Source organism: Pseudomonas sp. Pse1 (assembly GCF_024519635.1).
In the GTDB taxonomy this organism is placed as follows: domain Bacteria; phylum Pseudomonadota; class Gammaproteobacteria; order Pseudomonadales; family Pseudomonadaceae; genus Aquipseudomonas.
On sequence record NZ_JALJRO010000009.1, the window covers coordinates 1 to 22,540 of the forward strand.

The 22,540-nt window shown below is 60.9% G+C and carries 18 protein-coding genes and 1 pseudogene; 9 read left to right on the forward strand and 10 right to left on the reverse strand.

Going from position 1 to position 22,540, the window contains the following annotated elements:
• The 9 genes from NR126_RS14970 to NR126_RS15010 all read right to left on the reverse strand — a co-directional run.
• A partial coding sequence (locus NR126_RS14970) for an alpha/beta fold hydrolase (protein ID WP_256830525.1) occupies positions 1-1,163 on the reverse strand: 1,163 nt, incomplete at its 3' end.
• A 113-nt stretch (positions 1,164-1,276) separates the two neighbouring features.
• On the reverse strand, positions 1,277-2,134 hold the full coding sequence (gene phaZ / locus NR126_RS14975; protein ID WP_027617414.1) for a poly(3-hydroxyalkanoate) depolymerase: 858 nt from the start codon (positions 2,132-2,134) through the stop codon (positions 1,277-1,279).
• A 72-nt stretch (positions 2,135-2,206) separates the two neighbouring features.
• Positions 2,207-3,886 carry a class II poly(R)-hydroxyalkanoic acid synthase gene (gene phaC, locus NR126_RS14980; protein WP_105754052.1) on the reverse strand — a complete coding sequence of 560 codons (1,680 nt, stop codon included), beginning with the start codon at positions 3,884-3,886 and terminating at the stop codon, positions 2,207-2,209.
• 257 nt (positions 3,887-4,143) lie between these two features.
• The gene (locus NR126_RS14985) at positions 4,144-4,515 is read right to left on the reverse strand and encodes a gamma-butyrobetaine hydroxylase-like domain-containing protein (protein WP_105754051.1); all 372 of its coding nucleotides are present in this window, start codon (positions 4,513-4,515) and stop codon (positions 4,144-4,146) included.
• 143 nt (positions 4,516-4,658) lie between these two features.
• A complete protein-coding gene (gene hslU / locus NR126_RS14990; RefSeq protein WP_027617417.1) occupies positions 4,659-5,996 on the reverse strand; it encodes an HslU--HslV peptidase ATPase subunit in 1,338 nt (445 codons plus the stop codon).
• 52 nt (positions 5,997-6,048) lie between these two features.
• The gene (gene hslV, locus NR126_RS14995; protein WP_007975582.1) at positions 6,049-6,579 is read right to left on the reverse strand and encodes an ATP-dependent protease subunit HslV; all 531 of its coding nucleotides are present in this window, start codon (positions 6,577-6,579) and stop codon (positions 6,049-6,051) included.
• Positions 6,580-6,800: 221 nt separating this feature from the next.
• Positions 6,801-7,499 (reverse strand): SPOR domain-containing protein, encoded by a 699-nt coding sequence (locus NR126_RS15000; RefSeq protein WP_027617418.1) that lies wholly within the window; start codon positions 7,497-7,499, stop codon positions 6,801-6,803.
• A gap of 1 nt (position 7,500) precedes the next feature.
• Positions 7,501-9,237 carry an arginine--tRNA ligase gene (gene argS / locus NR126_RS15005; RefSeq protein ID WP_256830528.1) on the reverse strand — a complete coding sequence of 579 codons (1,737 nt, stop codon included), beginning with the start codon at positions 9,235-9,237 and terminating at the stop codon, positions 7,501-7,503.
• A gap of 155 nt (positions 9,238-9,392) precedes the next feature.
• Positions 9,393-11,612, reverse strand: coding sequence for a primosomal protein N' (locus NR126_RS15010; protein WP_256830529.1), 2,220 nt, complete (start codon positions 11,610-11,612; stop codon positions 9,393-9,395).
• Between the two features lie 291 nt (positions 11,613-11,903).
• Here NR126_RS15010 and rpmE point away from each other — a divergent pair, with 291 nt between their 5' ends.
• The gene (gene rpmE / locus NR126_RS15015; RefSeq protein ID WP_027617421.1) at positions 11,904-12,122 is read left to right on the forward strand and encodes a 50S ribosomal protein L31; all 219 of its coding nucleotides are present in this window, start codon (positions 11,904-11,906) and stop codon (positions 12,120-12,122) included.
• A gap of 441 nt (positions 12,123-12,563) precedes the next feature.
• A complete protein-coding gene (locus NR126_RS15020) occupies positions 12,564-13,832 on the forward strand; it encodes a malic enzyme-like NAD(P)-binding protein (protein ID WP_256830530.1) in 1,269 nt (422 codons plus the stop codon).
• A gap of 183 nt (positions 13,833-14,015) precedes the next feature.
• Here the strand turns inward: NR126_RS15020 and NR126_RS15025 are convergent, their stop codons facing one another.
• A complete protein-coding gene (locus NR126_RS15025) occupies positions 14,016-16,457 on the reverse strand; it encodes a penicillin-binding protein 1A (RefSeq protein ID WP_372826622.1) in 2,442 nt (813 codons plus the stop codon).
• A gap of 218 nt (positions 16,458-16,675) precedes the next feature.
• On the opposite strand from NR126_RS15025, the gene pilM reads away from it, so the two are divergent.
• From pilM to aroB, 7 genes and pseudogenes are all read left to right on the forward strand, one after another.
• Positions 16,676-17,716, forward strand: coding sequence for a type IV pilus assembly protein PilM (gene pilM / locus NR126_RS15030; RefSeq protein WP_256830533.1), 1,041 nt, complete (start codon positions 16,676-16,678; stop codon positions 17,714-17,716).
• Positions 17,716-18,285: a PilN domain-containing protein gene (locus NR126_RS15035; protein ID WP_105754048.1), complete on the forward strand. Its 570-nt coding sequence runs from the start codon at positions 17,716-17,718 to the stop codon at positions 18,283-18,285. The genes pilM and NR126_RS15035 overlap by 1 nt, the downstream gene beginning before the upstream one ends.
• The gene (locus NR126_RS15040) at positions 18,282-18,893 is read left to right on the forward strand and encodes a type 4a pilus biogenesis protein PilO (RefSeq protein WP_027617426.1); all 612 of its coding nucleotides are present in this window, start codon (positions 18,282-18,284) and stop codon (positions 18,891-18,893) included. The genes NR126_RS15035 and NR126_RS15040 overlap by 4 nt, the downstream gene beginning before the upstream one ends.
• On the forward strand, positions 18,890-19,417 hold the full coding sequence (locus NR126_RS15045) for a pilus assembly protein PilP (RefSeq protein ID WP_027617427.1): 528 nt from the start codon (positions 18,890-18,892) through the stop codon (positions 19,415-19,417). Before NR126_RS15040 ends, NR126_RS15045 begins: the two co-directional genes overlap by 4 nt.
• A 121-nt stretch (positions 19,418-19,538) precedes the next feature.
• Positions 19,539-20,762: pseudogene (locus NR126_RS15050) on the forward strand (type IV pilus secretin PilQ); the annotation flags it as partial.
• Between the two features lie 4 nt (positions 20,763-20,766).
• Positions 20,767-21,285, forward strand: a complete 519-nt coding sequence (aroK, locus tag NR126_RS15055) for a shikimate kinase AroK (RefSeq protein ID WP_027617428.1) — start codon at positions 20,767-20,769, stop codon at positions 21,283-21,285.
• 148 nt (positions 21,286-21,433) lie between these two features.
• Complete coding sequence (aroB, locus tag NR126_RS15060; RefSeq protein ID WP_256830534.1) at positions 21,434-22,534, forward strand: 3-dehydroquinate synthase; 1,101 nt, start codon at positions 21,434-21,436, stop codon at positions 22,532-22,534.
• Positions 22,535-22,540: the final 6 nt, after the last annotated feature.

Below are 22,540 nucleotides of genomic sequence, written 5' to 3' on the forward strand. Positions count from 1 at the left end.
TTGCCCAGCAGGTAGTTGTTGACCCAGTAGTTCCAGATCAGGTCGTTGGGGCGCATCCAGGCAAACACCCGGGCCATGTCGCGGCCATCGAGCACGCCTTGCTGATAGGAACGGCGTTTGGCTGCTTCGAGGGTCTGCTCATCGGCAAACAGCGTGGCCGGGCTGTCCAGTTGGCTGTCGAGCAGGCTGACCAGGTAGGTCGCACTGGCGATCCGGCGCAATTGCCGCTTGGCCTGCAGATGGCCCTGCAAGGCTGCGATGGTCAGCCCGCCGGCACAAGCGCCCATCAGGTTGACGTCGCGGCTGCCGGTGATTGCCCGGCAGACGTTCATCGCCTCTTCCACGGCTTCGACGTAGCTGGACAAGCCCCATTCGCGGTGCCGCACATCCGGGTTGCGCCAACTGATCATGAACACTTGCAGGCCATTCTTCAGGGCAAACTGGACGAAGCTGTTGCTCGGGCTCAAGTCGAAAATGTAGTACTTGTTGATCTGCGGCGGCACCACCAGCAATGGCCGGGCGTACTGCTTTTCGCTCATCGGCTTGTACTGCATCAACTCCAGCAGCTCATTGCGAAACACCACGGCGCCGGGGGTGGTGGCGACGGTTTTGCCGACCTCGAAAGCATGCTTGGTGACCTGGCTGGGCAAGCCATTGTTGTGTAGCAAGTCATCGAACAGGTGGGTCAGTCCGCGGACCAGGCTGTGGCCGCCGGAGTTGAACAGCTCCTTGACCGCCAGCGGGTTGAGTAGGGTGTTGGAAGGCGAAACCGCATCGTTGATCAGGGCGAAGGCGAAGTGCGCGCGGGCGCGGTCATCGTCGGGCATGCCGCTTTCGTCGATCCAACTTTTGACCTGTTTCTGCCAGCTCAGGTAGGCCTGCAGACTGCGCCGGTAAAAGGGATTGAGGCTCCAGCTGGGATCGCTGAAGCGACTGTCGGTGGCGTGCGGCTGATGCAGCGTTTCGCCCAGCAATACTCGACCCAATTGCCCGCCGAGCGCCAGTGCGTGACGAGCGCTGTGCACGGGATGGCGCAAGCCATGGGCGGCGACGCTGCGCAGGGTTGAGAGCAGGTCGCGGCCACGCAGGCCGGTGATCGCACTCTGGGCATTGATGAACGTCGCCGCTGTCGGCAGGGTGCCCGGTGCTGGTTTGTCTCGCATGAGTCAACACTCCTTCGTCAAGCCTTCTACAGGTTGCTCAATCCCGCACGCACGCTAACGGCGCGGCAGGCCTGACCGGCGCCCTCGACTGCCTTGTCGAGGTGCGCGGTGTCTCATGTGCCGCCATAGGGCGCCGGATGCGGGTGCATGACCGCGCGCTGGCGTTCTTCCTGAAGGAATTTCATGATGATGGGGGCGACGGCCTCGGCCCGGGTGATCAGGAATAAATGACCGTCGTCGATTATGTGTAGCTGGGCATTGGGAATACGCCAGGCGAGCATGCGCATATTGACCAGCGGGATCAGCGGGTCGTCGTCACCGGCCAGCACCAGGGTGGGTTGGCGGATCTTGTGCAGCCAGTGAATGCTGGTCCAGCCCAGGCCTGCGAACAGTTGCCAGTAGTAGCCCAGCTTGCCAGCCGAACGAACCTTGCTGGCGTGGTCGGCTGCCAGGTTGGGGTCGCGGCGGAACGAACCGCCATAGATCATTGGCGCGATGCGAATCACGTGGGACGGCTGGATGTAGCGTCGCGGGCTGGCCATCATCCACAGCACCTTCGGCTTGCCCGGGACCATCACCGCGCCGGCTGCCGTTGCCGCCAGCACCAGTTTCTTGCAGCGTTCGGGATAGTCATGGGCGAACTGTTGCGCCAGCGCGCCACCCCATGACACGCCAATCGCGTTGACCTGGCCGTAGTCGAGGTAGTCGAGCATCCGCGCGGTCAATTTGGCCAGCCCGGGAAAACGGTACGGACGTCGAGGCGTCGACGAGCCGCCCACACCCGGCACGTCGAAGGCAATCACCTCAAGGTCCGGATCCAGCGCTTGGACGAACGGAAACACCAGCTCCAGGTTGGCGCCGATGCCGTTGAAAATCAGCAAGGGGGTCAAGTGCGACTTGCCCGGGCGTACCGCGGTGCGGATGGTCTGGCCATCCAGGTCGACGGTACGAAAAATGAACGGTTGCGGCATGATTCGGAACCTGCAGTTGGGGTCGAGCAGATTCCAGCTGCAAGCGCCTGGCTTGCAGCTGGAAGCTTGTCGCTAGCGTTCGTGTACGTACGTCCCCGGTGCGGCTTCACCCGCAGTAAAGGTCTTGTTGCCAAGGGCGGTCGGGGCTTTTTTCAGCTTGCCCGCACGTTCGGCCTGCCAGGCCTGCCAGTGCAGCCACCAGGAATCGGTGTGCTTGGTCGAGTTTTCCTGCCATTCATCCGCACTCGATGCCGATTCCGAGTTGGTCATGTAGCGCGACTTCGGATTGCCCGGCGGATTCAGAATGCTCTGGATATGACCGCTGCTGGACAGCACAAACTCGACCTTGCCGCCAAACAGCTGGGACGACTTGTAGCAGGACTTCCACGGTGTGATGTGGTCGCTGGTGCCGGCCAGGGCATAGACATCGGCGGTGACCTGCTTGAGGTCGATCGGCGTGCCGCACACTTCCAGTGCATTCGGACGGATCAATGGGTTGCTCTTGAACATTTCGATCAGGTCGCCGTGGAACGCCGCCGGCAAGCGGGTGGTGTCGTTGTTCCAGAACAGGATGTCGAAGACCGGCGGCTCGTTGCCCAGCAGGTAGTTGTTGACCCAGTAGTTCCAGATCAGGTCGTTGGGGCGCATCCAGGCGAAGACTTTGGCCATGTCTTTGCCTTCCAGCACGCCGGCTTGATAGGAGTGGCGCTTGGCGCTTTCCAGGGTCTGCTCGTCGACGAACAGGGCCACCTGGGAGTCGAGGGTGGTGTCGAGCACGCTGACCAGCAGAGTCAGCGCATTGACCTTCTTCTCGCCGAGTGCGGCGTAGTGCCCCAGCAAAGCGGTGCAGGTAATGCCGCCGGAGCAGGCGCCGAGCATGTTGACGTCTTTGCTGCCGGTGATGGCGCTGACCACGTCGACCGCTTCCTTGAGCGCTTCGATGTAGGTCGACAGGCCCCACTCGCGCTGCGCCTTGGTCGGGTTGCGCCAACTGACGATGAAGGTCTGCACGTTGCTGCGCAGGCAGAAGCGCGCCAGGCTTTTTTCCGGGCTGAGGTCGAACACGTAGAATTTGTTGATCTGCGGCGGCACCACCAGCAGCGGGCGTTCGTAGACCTGTTCGGTGATGGGGCGGTACTGGATCAGCTCCAGTACGTCGTTGCGAAACACCACCGCGCCTTCGGTGGTGCCCAGGCTCTTGCCGACTTCGAAGGCGCCCATGTTGACCTGGCTCGGCATGCCGCCGTTGTGTACCAGGTCCTTGGCGAGGTGCGAGAGACCATCAAGCAGGCTCTTGCCGCCAGTCTCGAAGAAGCGTTTGACCGCTGCGGGGTTGGCCGCGCTGTTGGTCGGGGCCATGGCTTCGGTCATCAGGTTGATCACGAAGTGACCGCGGCTGATGTCCTGCTCGGACAGGTTGCTGTCGCCGATCCAGTCGTGCAGCTCCTTGCGCCAGGCCAGGTAGGTTTGCAGGTAACGTCTGTAGAGCGGGTTCTGGCTCCATGCCGGATCGTTGAAACGACGGTCATCGCCTTCCGGTTGCAGCTCGGACTTGCCGAATATCACGTTCTTCAGCTCAAGGCCGAAGTGAGCAACGTGCTTGACGCTATGGATGGGTTGTTTGATGGCCTGTGTCAGCACCATGCGAGCAGAACCAAGCAGATCTTTTCGGCGCAAGCCGATGACAGGATTTAGCCCCAGGGTGTTTTCCGAGGCTTGGCGTTTCAGGTCATCGTTATTCTTGTTACTCATCTACGACGCTCCATTGTCCCGAGTCGAGTACCTGAGTCCGGCTGTGGAGTCACACAGCTCTTGCCAGGTGCGCGCTCGGGTGACCGTTAATTGCACATCGCTGAGTTTTCAGTTCAGGGAGCGCTGCACAGAACTTGCCAGCTCCATTGGTTACCCGAGTTTAATTTTTTTCGCAAGCAGGCCAATCAATGGCTCACGGGGGGAGCATTCAAGCAGATGAAATTAGAAAATGCGCTCTAAAGAGCGAGAGGCCCGGACTAGAGCATCAGCTTGACGACGGACTCGCTGGGGTCGCGGGATTTTCCGGCGGCCTTGAGCTCGTCCAGATAGTCGGCCCAGAGATCGTCCTGACGTCGCGCCAATTGGTAGAGATAATCCCAAGTGAACAGGCCGCTGTCGTGGCCGTCATCGAAGGTCAATTTCAGTGCGTACTGACCGGCCGGTTCGACCTTGCTCAGGCCGACGCCGATCTTGCCAAATTGCAGGATAGGTTTGCCGTGGCCCTGGACCTCGGCGGAGGGGGAGTGCACGCGCAGGAATTCTGCGGGCAGTTGGTACTCTTCGCCGGACGCGTATTTCAGCGACAGGGTTTTCGAGGCTTTGTGCAGTTTGATGTCAGTGGGGATCATGGCCGGATGTCCGCTTTGCGAGGCTCCCTGTGGGAGCGAGCCTGCTCGCGATGGCGGTATATACATCAACACAGTGGTTGAATGTACCTCCGTCATCGCGAGCAGGCTCGCTCCCACAGGTTCTCTATCGCTGTAAGAGTTGCTTACAGGATATAACGGGACAGATCTTCGTTCTGCGCCAATTCACCCAGGTGGCTGTTGACGTAGTCGGCGTCGATGCGGATTGGCTGCTCGCCATGGGCACTGGCCAGGTCGCCGGCGCTGAACGACACCTCTTCAAGCAGGCGCTCGAGCAGGGTGTGCAGGCGGCGGGCACCGATGTTCTCGGTCTTCTCGTTGACCTGCCAGGCGATCTCGGCCAGGCGCTTGATGCCGTCTGGTTGGAACTCGATGGCCAGGCCTTCGGTTTTCAGCAGGGCGGCGTATTGCTCGGTCAGGGACGCGTGCGGCTCGCTGAGGATGCGCTCGAAATCTTCCGGCGAAAGGGCCTTCAGTTCGACGCGAATCGGCAGGCGGCCTTGCAGCTCCGGTACCAGGTCGCTCGGCTTGCTCAGGTGGAACGCGCCGGAAGCGATGAACAGGATGTGGTCGGTCTTGACCATGCCCAGTTTGGTGTTGACGGTGCAGCCCTCGATCAGCGGCAGCAAGTCGCGTTGCACGCCTTCGCGGGACACGTCGACGCCACCGGCATTGCCGCGCTTGGCGACTTTGTCGATTTCATCGATGAACACAATGCCGTGCTGCTCGACTGCCTCCAGAGCCTTGGCCTTCAACTCTTCATCGTTGACGAGGCGGCTGGCTTCTTCGTCGCGCACCAGCTTGAGCGCTTCCTTGACCTTGAGCTTGCGGGCCTTCTTCTTGCCCTTGCCCATGTTGGCAAACAGGCTCTGCAACTGATTGGTCATTTCTTCCATGCCTGGCGGCGCGGAAATGTCGACGCCGGCGTTCTCGGCGACTTCGATTTCGATCTCTTTGTCGTCCAGTTGACCCTCGCGCAGGCGCTTGCGGAACAGCTGACGGGTGTTGGAGTCCTGGGTCGGCGCTTCGTCGTTGTTGAAGCCCATGCGCGCCGGCGGCAGCAGCGCGTCGAGGATGCGCTCTTCGGCGGCGTCTTCGGCGCGATGGCGAACCTTGGTCATTTCCTGTTCGCGCAGAAGCTTGATCGCAGCATCGGCCAGGTCGCGGATGATCGACTCGACGTCACGGCCGACATAGCCGACTTCGGTGAACTTGGTCGCTTCGACCTTGATGAACGGCGCGTTGGCGAGTTTCGCCAGGCGACGGGCGATTTCGGTTTTACCGACACCGGTTGGGCCAATCATCAGAATGTTTTTCGGGGTTACTTCAACGCGCAGTTCTTCGGGTAGTTGCATCCGGCGCCAGCGGTTTCGCAGGGCGATGGCGACGGCGCGCTTGGCGTCGTCCTGGCCGATGATGTGGCGATTGAGTTCGTGGACGATTTCACGGGGAGTCATGGACATAGTAATTGGCGGACCTCAAGCAAGCAGGAGCCGTGGCGCAGGGCGCACGGGCTTACTCGGCGCAGTCCTGCTCCTCAATGGTCTGGGTGTGGTTGGTGAACACGCAAATGTCGCCGGCGATGCCCAGGGCGGTCTCGACGATTTCACGGGCCGACAGATCGGTTTTTTTCAACAGGGCACTGGCTGCGGCCTGGGCGTAGGCGCCACCGGAGCCCATGGCGATCAGGCCATCTTCGGGCTCAACCACATCGCCGTTGCCGGTGATGATTAGGGAGGCGTCTTTGTTGGCAACGGCGAGCATCGCTTCGAGGCGGCTCAGGGAGCGGTCGGTGCGCCATTCCTTGGCCAGCTCGACGGCGGCACGCACCAGATGACCCTGATGTTTCTCAAGCTGGCCTTCGAAGCGTTCAAAGAGGGTAAAGGCGTCGGCGGTGGCGCCAGCGAAACCGGCGATGACCTGGCCGTGGTACAGGCGGCGAACTTTTTTCGCGTTGCCTTTCATCACGGTGTTGCCCAAGGAAACCTGGCCGTCGCCGCCCATGACGACTTTGCCGTGGCGGCGAACTGAAACGATGGTGGTCAAGGGAAGAGTCTCCACGCAGCGGGGCGAAAATGCCTTATGCAGACTCATATGGGGGTGGTGTGGCGTTTTTCAACTGTAGGACGTGGAGCAGGACGGGCGGTCTGTAGGAGCGAGCCTGCTCGCGATGAGGCCATCAGCAACACCGCATCAAATTCATCGCCAGCAGGCTGGCTCCTACAATGGATTGGGGTATACCGCAGAATCCCGGTGAAAACCGCCGATCAGCGGCTCTGACGTTGTTGTAACAACAAGTTGCTGAAACCGCTGCCGGCCAGTTGCTTCTGCGCCGTCGTCAGTTGCTCACGATTGCTGAACGGACCAACCAATACCCGATACCAGGTTTCATCCTTGACCGTGCCCGACTCCACCGAAACCGATTGGCCGAGCAGGATGATCTGTGCTCGAACCTTGTCAGCATCGGCTTCCTTGCGGAATGAACCGGCCTGCAGGAAGAACTTAGTCACTGGCGCGGCCTTCGCCACCGGTGGCGCTGGTGGTGGCGTCAGGCCGCTGAGGGCGGCTTGGGCGCGGGCAGTGTCGATCTTCGCCGCTTCTGCCGGTGTCACAGGCGCCACGGGGGCGGTCTGCGGGGTCGGCAGGGTTTTCTCGGGTACGGCGTCCGGCGGCACGATGACTTCCGATTCCGGCAGCAAGGTGTAAAAGTCGTACTTCGGCTTCACCGGTTGCTGCGGGCTCGGCGGGGTCTTGTTGGCCTCGGCCATGCGCGTGGCTTTCTGTTCTTCCTGCTTGACCCGCTTGACGTCGTCGCCCTTGCCGGGCTCCAGCTTCATCAGGAACACGATAAACGCGCCCACGGTCAGACCGATGGCCATCCATAGCCAGCCCGGAATCGGCTGTTTTGCTGGAGCTTGGTAACGGCTGGCGCCACGCTTGGGTGCAGGTTTTTTCTTGGCAGCCAACTTACATACGCTCCAGGGTTTCCAGGCCCAACAGCTCCAGGCCTTGCTTGAGAGTGCGACCGGTCAGTGCGGCGAGGCGCAAGCGGCTCTGCATCTGCGTCGGGGTTTCGGCGGCGAGGATCGGGCAGTTCTCGTAGAAGCTGGAGAACAGGCCGGCAACGTCATACAGGTAGGCGCACAGGATGTGCGGCGTGCCTTTCTCGGCGACGTTGTTCAGCTCCTCGGCGAATTGCGCCAGCTTGGCGGCCAGCTCCTGTTCGTGGGCGGCTTCGAGGATGATCTGCCCGTCAACTTCGTTGAAATCCTTGCCCAGCTTGCGGAACACGCCGGCCACGCGGGTGTAGGCGTAAAGCAGGTACGGCGCGGTGTTGCCTTCGAAGTTGAGCATCAGGTCGAAGTTGAAGCTGTAGTCGCTGGTGCGGTGCTTGGACAGGTCGGCGTATTTCACCGCGCCAATGCCCACCACCTTGGCGATGTTGCGCAGGTCGGCTTCGGCCAGTTCCGGGTTCTTGTCCTTGACCAGGCTGTAGGCGCGTTCCTGGGCTTCGTTGAGTAGGTCAATCAGCTTGACGGTGCCGCCATCACGGGTCTTGAACGGACGGCCATCGGCGCCGTTCATGGTGCCGAAGCCCATGTGCTCCATTTCCATCGGATGGGTCACGAAGCCGGCCTTGCGGGCCACGGCAAATACTTGCTGGAAGTGCAGGGCCTGACGCTGGTCGACGAAGTACAGGGCGCGGTCGGCCTTGAGCACGCCGCTGCGGTAGCGCACGGCCGCCAGGTCGGTGGTGGCGTACAGGTAGCCGCCGTCGGCCTTGACGATGATCACCGGCAGCGGCTCGCCGTCGGCGTTCTTGAATTCATCGAGGAACACGCATTGTGCGCCGTTGCTCTCGACCAGCATGCCCTTGGCCTTGAGGTCGTTGACCACGTTGATCAGGTCGTCGTTGTAGGCGCTTTCGCCCATCACGTCGGCCATCGTCAGCTTGACGTTCAACTGCTCGTAGATTTTCTGGCAGTGCGACAGCGAGATGTCCTTGAACTTGGTCCACAGCGCCAGGCATTCGGCATCGCCGGCCTGCAGCTTGACCACCAGGCCACGGGCGCGGTCGGCGAACTCGGCGGACTCGTCGAAGCGCTGCTTGGCGGCGCGGTAGAAATTTTCCAGGTCCGACAGCTCGTCGCTGGTGATCGGGTTTTCCTGCAGGTAAGCCATCAGCATGCCGAACTGGGTGCCCCAGTCGCCTACGTGGTTCTGACGGATCACGGTGTCGCCAAGGAACTCCAGGACCCGTGCCACGCCGTCACCAATGATGGTCGAGCGCAAGTGGCCGACGTGCATTTCCTTGGCCAGGTTCGGCGCCGACAGGTCGACCACGGTGCGCTGCACTGGGCCGGTCTTGCGTACGCCGACGTGGGCGTCGGCCAGGGCGGCATCCAGGCGCGCTGCCAGGGCCTGGGTGTTCTGGAAGAAATTGAGGAAGCCCGGGCCGGCGATTTCGGCCTTGCTGACGTTTTCGTCGGCTGGTAGCGCGGCGATGATTTTCTCCGCCAGGTCGCGCGGCTTCATGCCGGCCGGCTTGGCCAGCATCATGGCGATGTTGCTGGCGAAGTCACCGTGGGTCTTGTCGCGGGCGTTCTCCACCTGAATCGCCGGCGTCAGGCCTTCAGGCAACACACCGTCGGTAACGAGTTGGGTGAGGGCTTGCTGGATCAACTGGCGAATGGTGTCTTTCATGGGCTTCTCTTTCAACCGCATAGCGGCGGCGCGTCAATGCGCGGGTGGAAAAACTGGGCATTATCCGTTGCCAGGGCGGGCTTGCCAACCTTAGCAGGCCGGTTATGGATGTGTGGTGACAATTCGCCGCCCTTCACTGGCAAGCGACCTGCCGATCAATACAAGTCCACCGGATCCACATCCAGCGACCAGCGCACTGCCCGGCCGCTGGGCAAGTGCTCCAGCACCAGCATCCAGCTGTTGAGCAGTCGGTGCAGGGGCGCCCGGGCGCTGGCTTGCACCAATAATTGTGCGCGATAACGCCCGGCGCGGCGTTCCATGGGGGCCGGCACAGGGCCGAGGAGTTCGATGCCGCCGAGGTTCTGTTCGGCCAGCAGGCGCTCCGCTTCGCTGCAGGCTTCGTCGAGGAAGCTTTCGGCCTGGCCGGGCTTGTGCGCCTCGGCGCGGAGCAGGGCCAGGTGGGCGAAAGGCGGCAGGCCGGCGGCACGACGCTCGCTCAGAGCCTGCTCGGCGAAGGCGAAGTAGCCCTGTTCGGTCAATTGCACCAGCAGCGGGTGATCGGCGAGATGGGTCTGGATAATCACTTTGCCCGGCTCTTCGGCACGCCCGGCGCGTCCGGCAACCTGCACGATCAACTGCGCCATGCGTTCGCTGGCGCGGAAATCGCCGGAGAACAGGCCGCCATCGGCGTCGAGGATCGACACCAGGGTCACTCGCGGGAAGTGGTGACCCTTGGCGAGCATCTGGGTGCCCACCAGAATGCACGGTTGGCCTTTTTGGATAGTGGCGAACAGCTGGTTCATCGCATCCTTGCGCGAGGTGCTGTCACGATCGACCCGCAACACCGGATAGTCCGGGAACAGAATGCCCAAGCGTTCCTCTGCGCGTTCAGTGCCGGCACCTACCGGGCGCAGGTCGACTTTGCCGCACTTGGGGCAATGTCGCGGAACGCGCTCGACGTAGCCGCAGTGATGGCAGCGCAGTTCACCGGAGCGTTGATGCACCGTCATGCGCGCATCGCAGCGTTGGCATTCGGACATCCAGCCGCAATCGTGGCAGAGCAGGGTCGGCGCGAACCCGCGGCGGTTGAGGAACACCAGGACTTGCTGGCCGGCCGCGAGGGTCTGGCCGATGGCCTGTTGCATCGGCCCGGAAATGCCGCTGTCCAGCGGTCGACTCTTGACGTCCAGGCGCAGGAAGCGCGGCTGTTTGGCGCCGCCGGCACGCTCATTCAGGCGTAGCAGGCCGTAGCGTCCGGTGTAGGCGTTTTGCAGGCTTTCCAGGGACGGCGTTGCGGAGCCGAGGACAATCGGGATGTTTTCCTGGCGTGCCCGCACCAGCGCCAGGTCGCGGGCGTGGTAGCGCAGGCCTTCCTGCTGTTTATAGGAGCCGTCGTGCTCTTCGTCGATGATGATCAGCCCGGGGTTTTTCATCGGTGTGAACAGCGCCGAACGGGTGCCAATAATAATGTCGGCCTCCCCATCGCGGGCGGCGAGCCAGGCATCCAGGCGTTCACGGTCGTTGACCGCTGAGTGCAGCAGAGCGATCCGTGCATTGAAGCGTTGCTCGAAGCGCGCCAGGGTCTGCGGCCCGAGGTTGATTTCCGGGATCAGCACCAGGGCTTGCTTGCCGGCCTCCAGGGTGGCGCGGATCAACTGCAGATAGACTTCGGTCTTGCCGCTGCCAGTGACACCGGCCAGCAAAAACGCGTGAAAACCATCCATTCCGGCACTGATGGCTTCATAGGCGGCGCGCTGTTCGGGGTTGAGTGGCAGCTCTGGCTGGGCCAGCCAGTGTTCATGGCGCTCGCCGGGTGCATGCTTGCGGATTTCGACCTGGACCAGATCCTTGGCCAGCAGCAAGTCGAGGCTGTCCTTGCTCAGCATCAGTTTGCTCAGCAGCGCATGGGCGACGCCATGAGGGTGCTGGGCCAGGGTCGCGAGGGCCTCGCGTTGGCGCGGGGCGCGGGCAATGCGCGGGTCGTCGAGCCTGGCGCCTGGCGCCGCTGACCAGAAACGCTCCTGGCGGGTTTCGGCCAGTTCGCCCTGGCGCAGCAGGACCGGCAGGGCCCAGCTCAGAGTGTCGCCCAGGCTGTGCTGGTAATACTGGGAAGTCCACAGGCACAGCTTGAACAACGAGGCCGGCAGCGGCGGCGCGGCATCCAGCAGGGCCAGCGCCGGCTTGAGCTTGTCGGCAGGCACTTCGCTGTGATCGCTGATTTCCACCAGGATTCCGATCATCTCCCGGCGTCCGAACGGCACCCGCAGGCGCATGCCTGGTTGCAATTGCGTGCGCTTGACGCCGGCCGGGGCTCGATAATCGAACAGGCGGCGCAGGGGCGAGGGCAGGGCGAGGCGCAGAATGGCGTCGGGCACGCGGGAAAGTCTCGATAGCTGACATAGAAGATGGCGCATTCTCTGTAGGAGCGAGCCTGCTCGCGATAGCGACGTGTCAGACGACATATATCCGCTGACTGACACTTAGCTATCGCAGGCAAGCCCGCTCCCACAAGGGTTGGGTCGCACCCATAGGGGGCGGAGCCTAGCAGACGACCGGTTTGAGGGACAGCTTGCGTCATCGTCAAGGTCTGGTAGAATCCGCGGCCTAATTACGTGCGGTATTCAACAATGGTGTTGAGTGGCGGCACGCTAGCTGAGGAAAACACCATGAAAGCTGATATCCATCCAGAATACCCAGTCATCGCTGTGACCTGCAGCTGTGGCAACAAGTTTGAAACTCGTTCGACTTTCGGCAAAGCTCTGCCAATCGACGTTTGCAACGAGTGCCACCCGTTCTACACCGGTAAGCAGAAGACTCTGGACACCGGCGGCCGTGTACAGCGCTTCGCAGACCGCTTCGGTGCGTTCGGTGCGAAAAAGGCCTAAGGCCGATCTACCGGGAAAACCCTCGCGGTTTTTTCTCGGTGATGAAAAAAGCGTCCCTTGCGGACGCTTTTTTTATGCCTGTGATTTTGCTTTTCGCAAGTGCGGCCTGGAGCAATCGCGAGGTGTTTTGGCTCAGGTTCAGGGTTCAGTTGTACTGCTGGTTGCACCCAATCGGCTACAGCCCTCTGGATTGAGCATCCCGTCAGGGGCTGCGAGGGTGTTGAGGTCTCGAGGGCGCCTGGATGGCAGGTACGCCATAAAAAATTGTAGACATTTTTTATATCGATTGTGAACACTTGTAGGCCTTGTGTTCCGTGGCTCTTGGGCGAAAGTCGTAGGGCAGGGCGCTTGACAGGGGTGACCGGTCAGTCTTGTGGGGACTTTGCGAGGCGCGTATCCTCGCTGACCAGTCTGTCCAACAGTAAAAAGCGGAATGCCCCTATGTCTGATCTGAAAACTGCCGCTCTCGAATATCATGCCCAACCTCGTCCAGGTAAGCTGAGTGTCGAGCTCACCAAGGCCACCGCTACCGCCCGCGACCTGTCGCTGGCCTACAGCCCCGGCGTAGCCGAACCAGTACGCGAAATTGCTCGCGATCCTGAGCTGGCCTACAAATACACCGGTAAAGGCAACCTGGTTGCAGTGATTTCCGATGGCACCGCGATTCTTGGCCTGGGCAACCTCGGCCCGCTGGCGTCCAAGCCGGTAATGGAAGGCAAGGGCGTACTGTTCAAGCGTTTCGCCGGCATCGACGTATTCGACATCGAAGTCGATTCCGAAAGCCCGCAAGCCTTTATCGACACGGTAAAGCGCATCTCCATCACCTTCGGTGGCATCAACCTGGAAGACATCAAGGCGCCTGAGTGCTTTGAGATCGAACGTGCTCTGATCGAGCAGTGCGATATTCCAGTGTTCCACGATGACCAGCACGGCACCGCGATCGTCACCGCGGCCGGCATGATCAATGCCCTGGAAATCGCTGGCAAGACCCTGCCAGAAGCCAAGATCGTCTGCCTGGGCGCTGGCGCTGCCGCCATCTCCTGCATGAAATTGCTGGTGAGCATGGGCGCGAACATCGAGAACATCTACATGGTTGACCGTACCGGTGTGATCCACTCCGGCCGTGACGACCTGAACCAGTACAAGGCAGTCTTCGCTCACGCGACCGACAAGCGTTCCCTGGCGGACGCGCTGGAAGGCGCTGACGTGTTCGTCGGCCTGTCCGGTCCGAACTTGCTGAGCGCTGAAGGCCTGAAGTCCATGGCCGCCAACCCGATCGTGTTTGCTTGCTCGAACCCGGATCCGGAAATCTCCCCTGAGCTGGCGCACGCCACTCGTAGTGACGTGATCATGGCGACCGGTCGTTCGGACTACCCGAACCAGGTGAACAACGTACTGGGCTTCCCGTTCATTTTCCGTGGTGCCCTGGACGTTCGCGCCAAGCGCATCAACGAAGAAATGAAAGTGGCTGCGGCCAACGCCCTGCGTGAACTGGCCAAGCTGCCAGTGCCTCAGGAAGTGTGCGACGCCTACGGCGGTATCAAGCTGGAATTCGGCCGTGAGTACATCATTCCGAAACCAATGGATGCCCGCCTGATCACCGTGATCTCCGATGCCGTGGCCAAGGCCGCCATCGAGACCGGCGTAGCGACCCTGCCGTATCCGAAAAACTACCCGCTGAAAAGTGTGGATGATGTGTTCAACGGCTAAGTCGTTGTAGCGCTTCAATAGAAAACCCCGGCTCTGGCGAGTCGGGGTTTTTTTATGCCTGAGGTTTTGTGTGGGGTTGTACCGGCCCTTTCGCGGGCAAGCCCGCTCCCGCAGAGAGCACCTCAGCAGTCAATAAAAAGCCCCGCACTCCTCACGGAGGCGGGGCTTTTTGGCTGGGCCAGATCAGAACAGATCGATCGGCGCCACTTCATCCGCCGGCAGCGGGCTGCCAGGTGCGGTGCCGTTGCCCAGCTCGCTGCCATTGGGCGGCGTGTCTTCGGCCTTGAACAGTTCGAAGTAGGCGCCTGGTGTGCCTGGGGAGGCGGCGCGGCCGCTGATCGGGTCGACGCGCAGGCTGAGGATGCCCTCAGGCTCTGGCTGGGTGTGGGGCGGCTTGTCCTTGAGGGCGGCGCCCATGTAGCTCATCCAGATCGGCAGCGCGACGGTGCCGCCGAACTCGCGTCGGCCGAGGCTTTCGGGTTGATCGAAGCCAGTCCAGACGGTGGTCACGTAATCGCCGTTGTAGCCCGAGAACCAGGCATCCTTGGATTCGTTGGTGGTCCCGGTCTTGCCGGCCAGGTCGGTGCGACCCAGCGCCAGGGCGCGACGCCCGGTGCCAAGTTTGATCACGTCCTGCAGCATGCTGTTGAGAATATAGGTGGTGCGGGCATCGACAATCCGCTCGGCGACCGCAGGCGCCTGCTCGGTGGCAGCGGTTGTGGCCGGTGCTTCGCCAGGTGTCGGGTTGATGGTGAACGCCTCGTCGGTAGGTGCTGCGATGCCGCTGGTGGCGGTGTCGCCCTTGGGCACGCTTGGCGGGTTGGCGACGAACAGTGTGTCGCCATTGCGGCTTTCGATCTTGTCGATGATGTACGGACTGATCTTATAGCCGCCGTTGGCAAAGGTGCTCCAGCCGGTGGCAATTTCCATCGGCGTCAGGGTGGCGGTGCCCAATGCCAGGGACAGGTTGGGTGGCAGGTCCTGTTTGTTGAAGCCGAAGCGGCTGATGTAGTCGATGGTCTTGCCGACGCCCATGGCCTGCAGCAGGCGGATCGACACCAGGTTGCGCGACTTGTATAGCGCCTCGCGCAGACGGATCGGGCCGAGGAAGGTGTTGGTGTCGTTCTTTGGTCGCCAGACCTTGTCCAGGTACTCGTCGACAAACACGATCGGTGCGTCGTTGACCAGTGTGGAGGCAGTGTAGCCACTGTCCAGGGCGGCGCTGTAGACGAACGGTTTGAAGCTGGAGCCCGGTTGACGCTTGGCCTGCATGGCGCGGTTGTAGTTGCTTTGCTCGAAGGCGAAGCCGCCGACCAGGGCGCGAATGGCGCCGTTTTGTGGGTCCAGCGAGACCAGGGCGCTTTGGGCGGCTGGCAGCTGTTTGAACTTCAGGCTGTTATCGGCTTGGCGCTGCACCCGAATCAGGTCGCCGATCTGTGCCACATCCGACGGCTGGCGTGGATTCGGGCCCATGCTGTTGGTGTTCAGGAAGGGGCGCGCCCACTTCATGCTGTCCCAGGAAACATGTTCGGTCCCGCTGCGGGTCAGGACCTGCAGGCCGTTCTTGTCGACTTCGCTGACAATGGCCGGCTCAAGGCTGCTGATGGTCCGTTGCTTGGTCAGCTCAGTGGCCCAAGCGTCCGGGGTCTTGCCCGGCAGTCGGGATTCCGGGCCGCGGTAGCCGTGACGCTGGTCGTAGGTAATCAGGCCTTCGTGGACGGCGGTGTTGGCCATTTCCTGCAGGTTGCTCGGCACCGTGGTGGTGACGCGGAAACCTTCGGTGTAGGCATCGGCGCCGTAGCGGCCGACCATTTCGGCGCGGGCCATTTCGGCAATGTACGGTGCGTTCACTTCCGGGGTTGGCACGTGGTAGGTGGCATTCAGCGGTTCGTTGATCGCCGCCTGATACGCCGCCTCGTCGATTTTCCCGAGCTTGTACATGCGGCCCAGGATCCAGTCGCGACGCTCTTTGCTGCGTGCCGGGTTGGCCAGCGGGTTGAAGCGCGAAGGGGCCTTGGGCAGGCCGGCGATCATCGCCATCTGCGCCAGACTGACGTCGCGGATCGATTTGCCGTAGTACACCTGCGCCGCCGCCTCGATGCCATAGGCGCGGTTACCCAGGTAGATCTTGTTCACGTACAGTTCGAGGATCTCGTCCTTGCTCAGCTGTCGTTCGATTTGCAGGGCCAGCAGGATCTCGGTGGTCTTGCGCGAGAAGCTGCGTTCGCTGGTCAGGAAGAAGTTCTTTGCCACCTGCATGGTGATGGTGCTGCCGCCGGACTGAATATGTCCGCTCTTGACCAGTTGGGTCGCGGCGCGCATCAGGCTGCTTGGATCGACCCCATAGTGGTTGAGGAAGTTGTCGTCCTCAGCACTTAGTAACGCATTGATGAAGTTGGGGGGAATGTCGGCAAAACGGATTGGATTGCGGCGCATTTCGCCGAATTCTGCGATCAACTTGTCGTCGCTGCTGTAGACCCGCAACGGAATCTGCAACTGGATACTTCTGAGCGCCTCCACCGACGGCAGTCCAGGACTAAGGTAGAGGAACGCGCCGCTCAGACCCAGAAGCAGTCCGCAGAAAATGGCGACGATGGACCACCCGAAAAATTTCAGCAGACGAATCAAGGCTTTTGGATATCCAGGGCAAAGAATGAATTTGGCGTCAGGGCATTCAGGGTAAACAAGGTTCGACCTGCGCTTGAAGAAAGCGGAGAAAAACGCTGGGCATTATAAGCATTTTTCCGCCAACAGCGCAGTTGGCGGCTGGGTCAAGGCACTGGCATTGGACGCCGGTCGCCATCAAGAGTTCGTAACTCACGGAAAGTCATAGGGAATTGCCAATGCCGGGAGTCTTCAGCAAAAAACCTCGAATGTTATTGGGTCTCGATATCGGCTCTACCTCGGTCAAGCTGCTCGAGCTTGGCGGCACGAGTTCGCGATATCAGGTGGAGGCGTTCGCAATAGAGCCTTTGCCGGCGAATGCGCTGGTTGAGAGGAGTATCACCGAGCCCGAGTTGGTCGGGCGCGCGGTATCAAGGTTGGTGACCAAGGCTCATGCCCGCTCCCGGCATGTCGCCGTGGCGGTTTCCGGACCGGCGGTCATCACCAGAGTGTTGGAGATGCCCGCATGGCTGTCAGCCGATGAGTTGGAAAATCAGCTGAGAATCGATGCTGACCAGTACGTCCCTTATCCCCTGGATGATGTAGCGCTCGATTTTCAGGTAATCGGCGCCTGCGCGGACAATCCCGGGCGAGTCAATGTGCTGGTGGCTGCCTGTCGAAGGGAGCGTGTCGAGTTGTTGGAGGCGGTACTTGATCTGGCAGGGTTAGTGCCCGCTGTGGTGGATGTCGAAGCCCATGCGTGGCAGCGGGCCGTCACCTTGTTGTCCGGCACGCAGAGGCCTGCCGTGGCATTGATTGATATAGGCACTCACCTGACCACGCTGCATGTATTGAGTGAAGGCCTGATCGTCTTCAGCCGCGAGCACCTGTTTGGTGGTCAACAACTCGCTGAGAATATTCAGCGACAACACGGTCGGGAGAGTGAGCCGGTTGTGCGGATGGAGGAATGGTCTGACGGCTGCTCGGGTGAAATCCTCCAGCCCAGCTGTGAGGCGCTGTTGCAGCAAATTTCTCGTTCGCTGCAGTGGTACATCGATTCGGACTCAGCGCGGAAGGTCGAGCGCGTCCTGCTGGCCGGCGGAGGTGCCTCGATTGACGGTCTGGCGCCGATGATTGAGCGATGCCTGAAAGTTCCCACGCAGGTGGCCAACCCCTTTACCAGCATGACACTGGCTGCCCAGGTGAACCCGGCCTCCCTTGCCGACGCCGCCCCTGCCTTGATGATTGCCTGTGGTCTGGCATTGAGGAGTTTTGACTGATGACTCGCATCAATCTGTTGCCGTGGCGCGAAGCTCGGCGTGAGGCGGGCCGCAGGCGTTTTCTGCTGGTGTTGGGTGGCGTAGTGCTGCTGTCGGCAGGCAGTATCGTCCTGGGGGATCGCTACATCAATCATGCAATCGAGCGCCAGGCCGCGCGTAATGCTTATGTCGTCCAGCAAATCAGTGCGCTTGAGGAGCGGGTGGGGCAACTCAATGAGTTGAAATCGAGGCGCGCGCAGTTGGTTGAGCGGATGCGAATTATCCAGGGGCTGCAAGGGCAGCGATCAGGCGCCGCGCAAGTCTTCGATCAGTTGGCCAGGACCCTTCCTGATGAGGTGTATTTCACCGACCTGCAATGGCGCGATCGGACGTTGGTCATCAATGGTGTGGCCGCTTCCAACCAGCATGTTTCCGAACTGTTGCGCAATCTCGATGCCGCCGAGGTGTTTGACGCTCCAAGTCTGACCGAGATCAAGGTTGCCGGCGACGGATCGGGCAAACACGCGGCCAGTTTGTTCCGTCTCAGCGTTCGTCAGACCGAAACACTGCCTGTGGCGTCGAGGTCATGAGTGTTCTCGTGAAGTTGGCTCGATTCGAGTTCAGTCGTGACGACCTGCACGGTGCGGGGTCCCGGCCGCGAGCGCTCAGGGCTTTGATAGGCGTGTTGTTGATGCTGATTCTGCTGGTGTCGGGCTACACCGTTCACTTGCGTGATCGGCAGGGTCAACTGGAGAACGCTCGCGGTGAAGAGCGCGATCGTAAGCAGCAATTCGCGAACAGAGTCGCCCAGCTCGGCAATGTGCAGCTCTATCTCGACCAGGTTCAGGATATGCAGCACTCGTTCGACGAATTATTGCGGCAACTGCCCAGCGACACTGAAGTCCCGGGATTGCTGGAGGATATATCCCGTGCCGGATCAGTCGGTGGCCTGCAGTTTGAGGAAATCCGACTACTACCCGAAGAGGCTCAGCCGTTTTACCTCGAATTGCCGATTCAAATTACTGTAGTTGGCGACTATCACGGTCTGGCGACGTTCGTCAGTGCAGTATCCGCTCTGCCACGGATCGTCACCTTGCACGACTTCAGCCTGGCACCGGTTAGTCGGGCGGATGGCGCCATGCTGCGTTTGAATATCCTGGCCCGGACTTATCGCTATCACGAAGGGCATCAGCTGTGAGGCCGCTGCGCTGGGGCGCGCCTGTTGCTTTCCTTATCGGGCTCAGCGGCTGCGGCGAGGGGCAGGGCTTCGTTGATCTGGATGGCTTCATGGATGAAGTACGGTTGAAATCGCCTGACAGTATCGAGCCAATCCCGACCTACCCCTCATTACCGCCATTTTTCTACGACGCCGTCTCGTTACGCAGTCCGTTCCTGCCACCGTCCGGGACCGCTTTTGCGGCTCAGGACACAGGGCGAACAAGGGTAAGTCCGGATCCACTGCGGATCCGCCACCCCCTTGAACGTTTTGCTGTCGAGCAGTTCGTGATGGTGGGAACCATGGCAAATGCGGCGGGTGCCTCGGCGCTGCTGCGTGTGGCGGGCGGCGTACATCGATTGCAGGTGGGGGACTACCTGGGGCGCGATGACGGGCGGATCGTGTCGATCAGTGAAACCCGGGTCGATCTGCTGGAAATCGTTGCCGATGGCGAAAACGCCTGGCGCGAGCAACCGCGATCCATCTCCTTGAACGTGCGCTCATAGTGGAAGCCAGACAATGAACAGGATTCTTTCCACCCTCGGTTTCGTGCTGGGTTTCGCGTTGCTGTCGGCGACCGCCCAAGCGGTCATTCACCCGATGCACGGCGTTGTCGAACCGGATGGGTATCGCGGCGACAAGCTGTCGTTGAATTTTCAGGACATTGAGGTGCGCTCGGTGCTGCAGCTCATAGCCGATTTCACTCAGCTCAATCTGGTGGCCAGCGATGCCGTGCAAGGCAGCATCACGTTGCGCCTCCACGACGTGCCCTGGGACCAGGCTCTGGATCTGGTGCTCAAGACCAAGGGCCTGGACAAGCGTCAGGTTGGCAATGTGTTGTTGGTCGCTCCGGCACAAGACATCGCAAACCGCGAGCGCCAGGAGCTTGAATCGCAACAGCGCGTAGCCGAACTGGCGCCCTTGCGGCGAGAGCTTTTGCAGGTCAACTACGCCAAGGCGGCGGATATCGCTCAGCTATTCCAGTCAGTCACCGGAGTCAGACCTGTAGAGCGGGGTTCGCTGACCGTTGACGACCGGACCAATAACATCATTGCGTACCAGACCCAGGAACGTCTGGACGAGTTACGGCAAATCGTCGCTCAGTTGGACGTTCCGGTGCGCCAGGTGATGATTGAAGCGCGCATCGTCGAGGTGAACGTGGATTACGACAAAAGCCTTGGGGTGCGCTGGGGTGGATCGATTCGGCGAGGCAACTGGAGCGCTTCGGGTGCAGGGAGTCCAGGTGAGTCCGGTAGTGCGCCGTTCGTCGACATGGGCGCAGTAGGTGCCACCTCGGGGCTGGGGGTCGGGTTCGTCAGCGACAACCTGTTACTCGACCTGGAGCTGACCGCAATGGAAAAAACCGGCAACGGTGAAATTATCTCCCAGCCCAAAGTGCTTACGTCCGACAAGGAGGTCGCGAAAATCCTCAAGGGCACCGAGATCCCCTATCAGCAGGCCGGCGCCAACGGCGCGACCTCGGTCTCTTTCAAGGAGGCCTCGCTGTCTCTGGAAGTCACTCCGCAGATCACGCCGGACAACCGCATCATCATGGTGGTCAAGGTGACCAAGGATGAGCCTGATTACTTGAACAAAGTGCAGGATGTGCCGCCTATCAGGAAAAACGAGGTCAATGCCAAGGTGCTCGTAATCGATGGTGAAACCATCGTTATTGGTGGGGTTTTCTCAAATACTCAAAGCAAGGTCGTAGATAAGGTGCCATTTCTCGGTGATGTGCCGTATCTTGGCCGCCTTTTCCGGCGTGACGTGGTGGCGGAGAAAAAATCCGAGCTGCTGGTATTTCTCACTCCGCGTATCATGAATAACCAGGCGATTGCTGTGAGTCATTGATTCTGTGCGAAATTTGATTCTTGTTGGGCCGATGGGTGCGGGTAAAAGCACCATCGGTCGCTTGCTGGCCAAAGAGCTGCGTCTGCCGTTCAAGGATTCCGATAAGGAAATTGAATTGCGCACAGGCGCCAATATCCCGTGGATCTTCGATAAAGAAGGCGAACCCGGCTTCCGTGATCGCGAGCAGGCAATGATCGCCGAGCTCTGTGAGCTCGATGGCGTGGTGCTGGCGACCGGTGGCGGTGCCGTGATGCGTGAAGCCAACCGTCACGCGCTGCATGCCGGCGGGCGGGTGGTGTATTTGCATGCTTCGGTCGAGCAGCAGGTCGGGCGCACGGCGCGTGACCGCAATCGTCCATTGCTGCGCACCGCCGATCCGGCTAAAACCCTGCGTGATCTGCTGACGCTGCGCGATCCGCTGTATCGGGAAATCGCCGACGTCGTGGTGGAAACCGATGAGCGGCCGCCGCGCATGGTCGTGCTGGATATTCTGGAACGCTTGCAGCAACTGCCTCCCCGTTAATTCAGGCGGCGAAATGCGCTATCCTCGGCGTCGCGTCATGATGGCCGGCGAGTGTGGCGCATCAGCAACGGGCAACGTCACACAGGCAGACGTTACCCGTCGATAGCGCAAGGCGGGACGCCTGATTCCAACTTTTCTGTGGGGACACATGCAGACACTTAAGGTCGATCTAGGCGAGCGTAGCTACCCGATTCATATTGGTGAAGGGTTGCTGGATCAGCCCGAGCTGCTGGCGCCGCATATCGCAGGGCGGCAAGTGGCAATTATCTCCAACGAGACGGTTGCGCCGCTTTATCTGGAGCGTCTGACCCGCAGCCTCGCAGGTTATTCAGTGATTTCCGTGGTGTTGCCCGACGGCGAAGCCTTCAAGACCTGGGAAACCCTGCAAACCATTTTCGATGGCTTGCTGACCGCGCGCCATGATCGGCGCACCACCGTGATCGCTCTGGGCGGCGGGGTGATTGGCGATATGGCCGGTTTTGCCGCGGCCTGCTACCAGCGTGGGGTCGATTTCATTCAGGTGCCGACCACCCTGTTGTCGCAAGTCGACTCGTCGGTGGGCGGCAAGACCGGTATCAACCATCCGCTGGGCAAGAACATGGTCGGCGCCTTCTATCAGCCCAACGTGGTGCTGATCGATACCGCGACCCTCAATACGCTGCCGGCCCGCGAGCTCTCCGCCGGGCTGGCCGAAGTGATCAAATACGGGCTGATCTGCGATGAGCCCTTCCTGACCTGGCTCGAAGAAAACATCGATCGCCTGCGGGCACTCGACCAGGACGCCCTGACCTACGCCATCGAGCGCTCTTGCGCGGCCAAGGCGGCGGTGGTCGGTGCCGACGAGCGTGAATCCGGCGTGCGGGCCACGCTGAACCTGGGCCATACCTTCGGCCACGCCATCGAAACCCACATGGGCTATGGTGTCTGGCTACACGGTGAGGCAGTCGCTGCTGGCACCGTGATGGCGCTGGACATGTCAGCACGCCTCGGCTGGATCACGGCCCAGGAGCGCGATCGGGGCATTGCCCTGTTCCAGCGCGCCGGGTTGCCGGTCATTCCTCCCGAGGAGATGACCGAGGCGGATTTTCTCGAGCACATGGCAATTGACAAGAAAGTAATCGACGGACGTTTGCGCCTGGTGTTGTTGCGCCGCATGGGTGAAGCAGTTGTCACCGACGATTATCCGAAAGAGATTTTACAGGCAACGCTGGGAGCGGATTACCGCGCCCTGGCTCAGCTTAAAGGTTAATAAGAT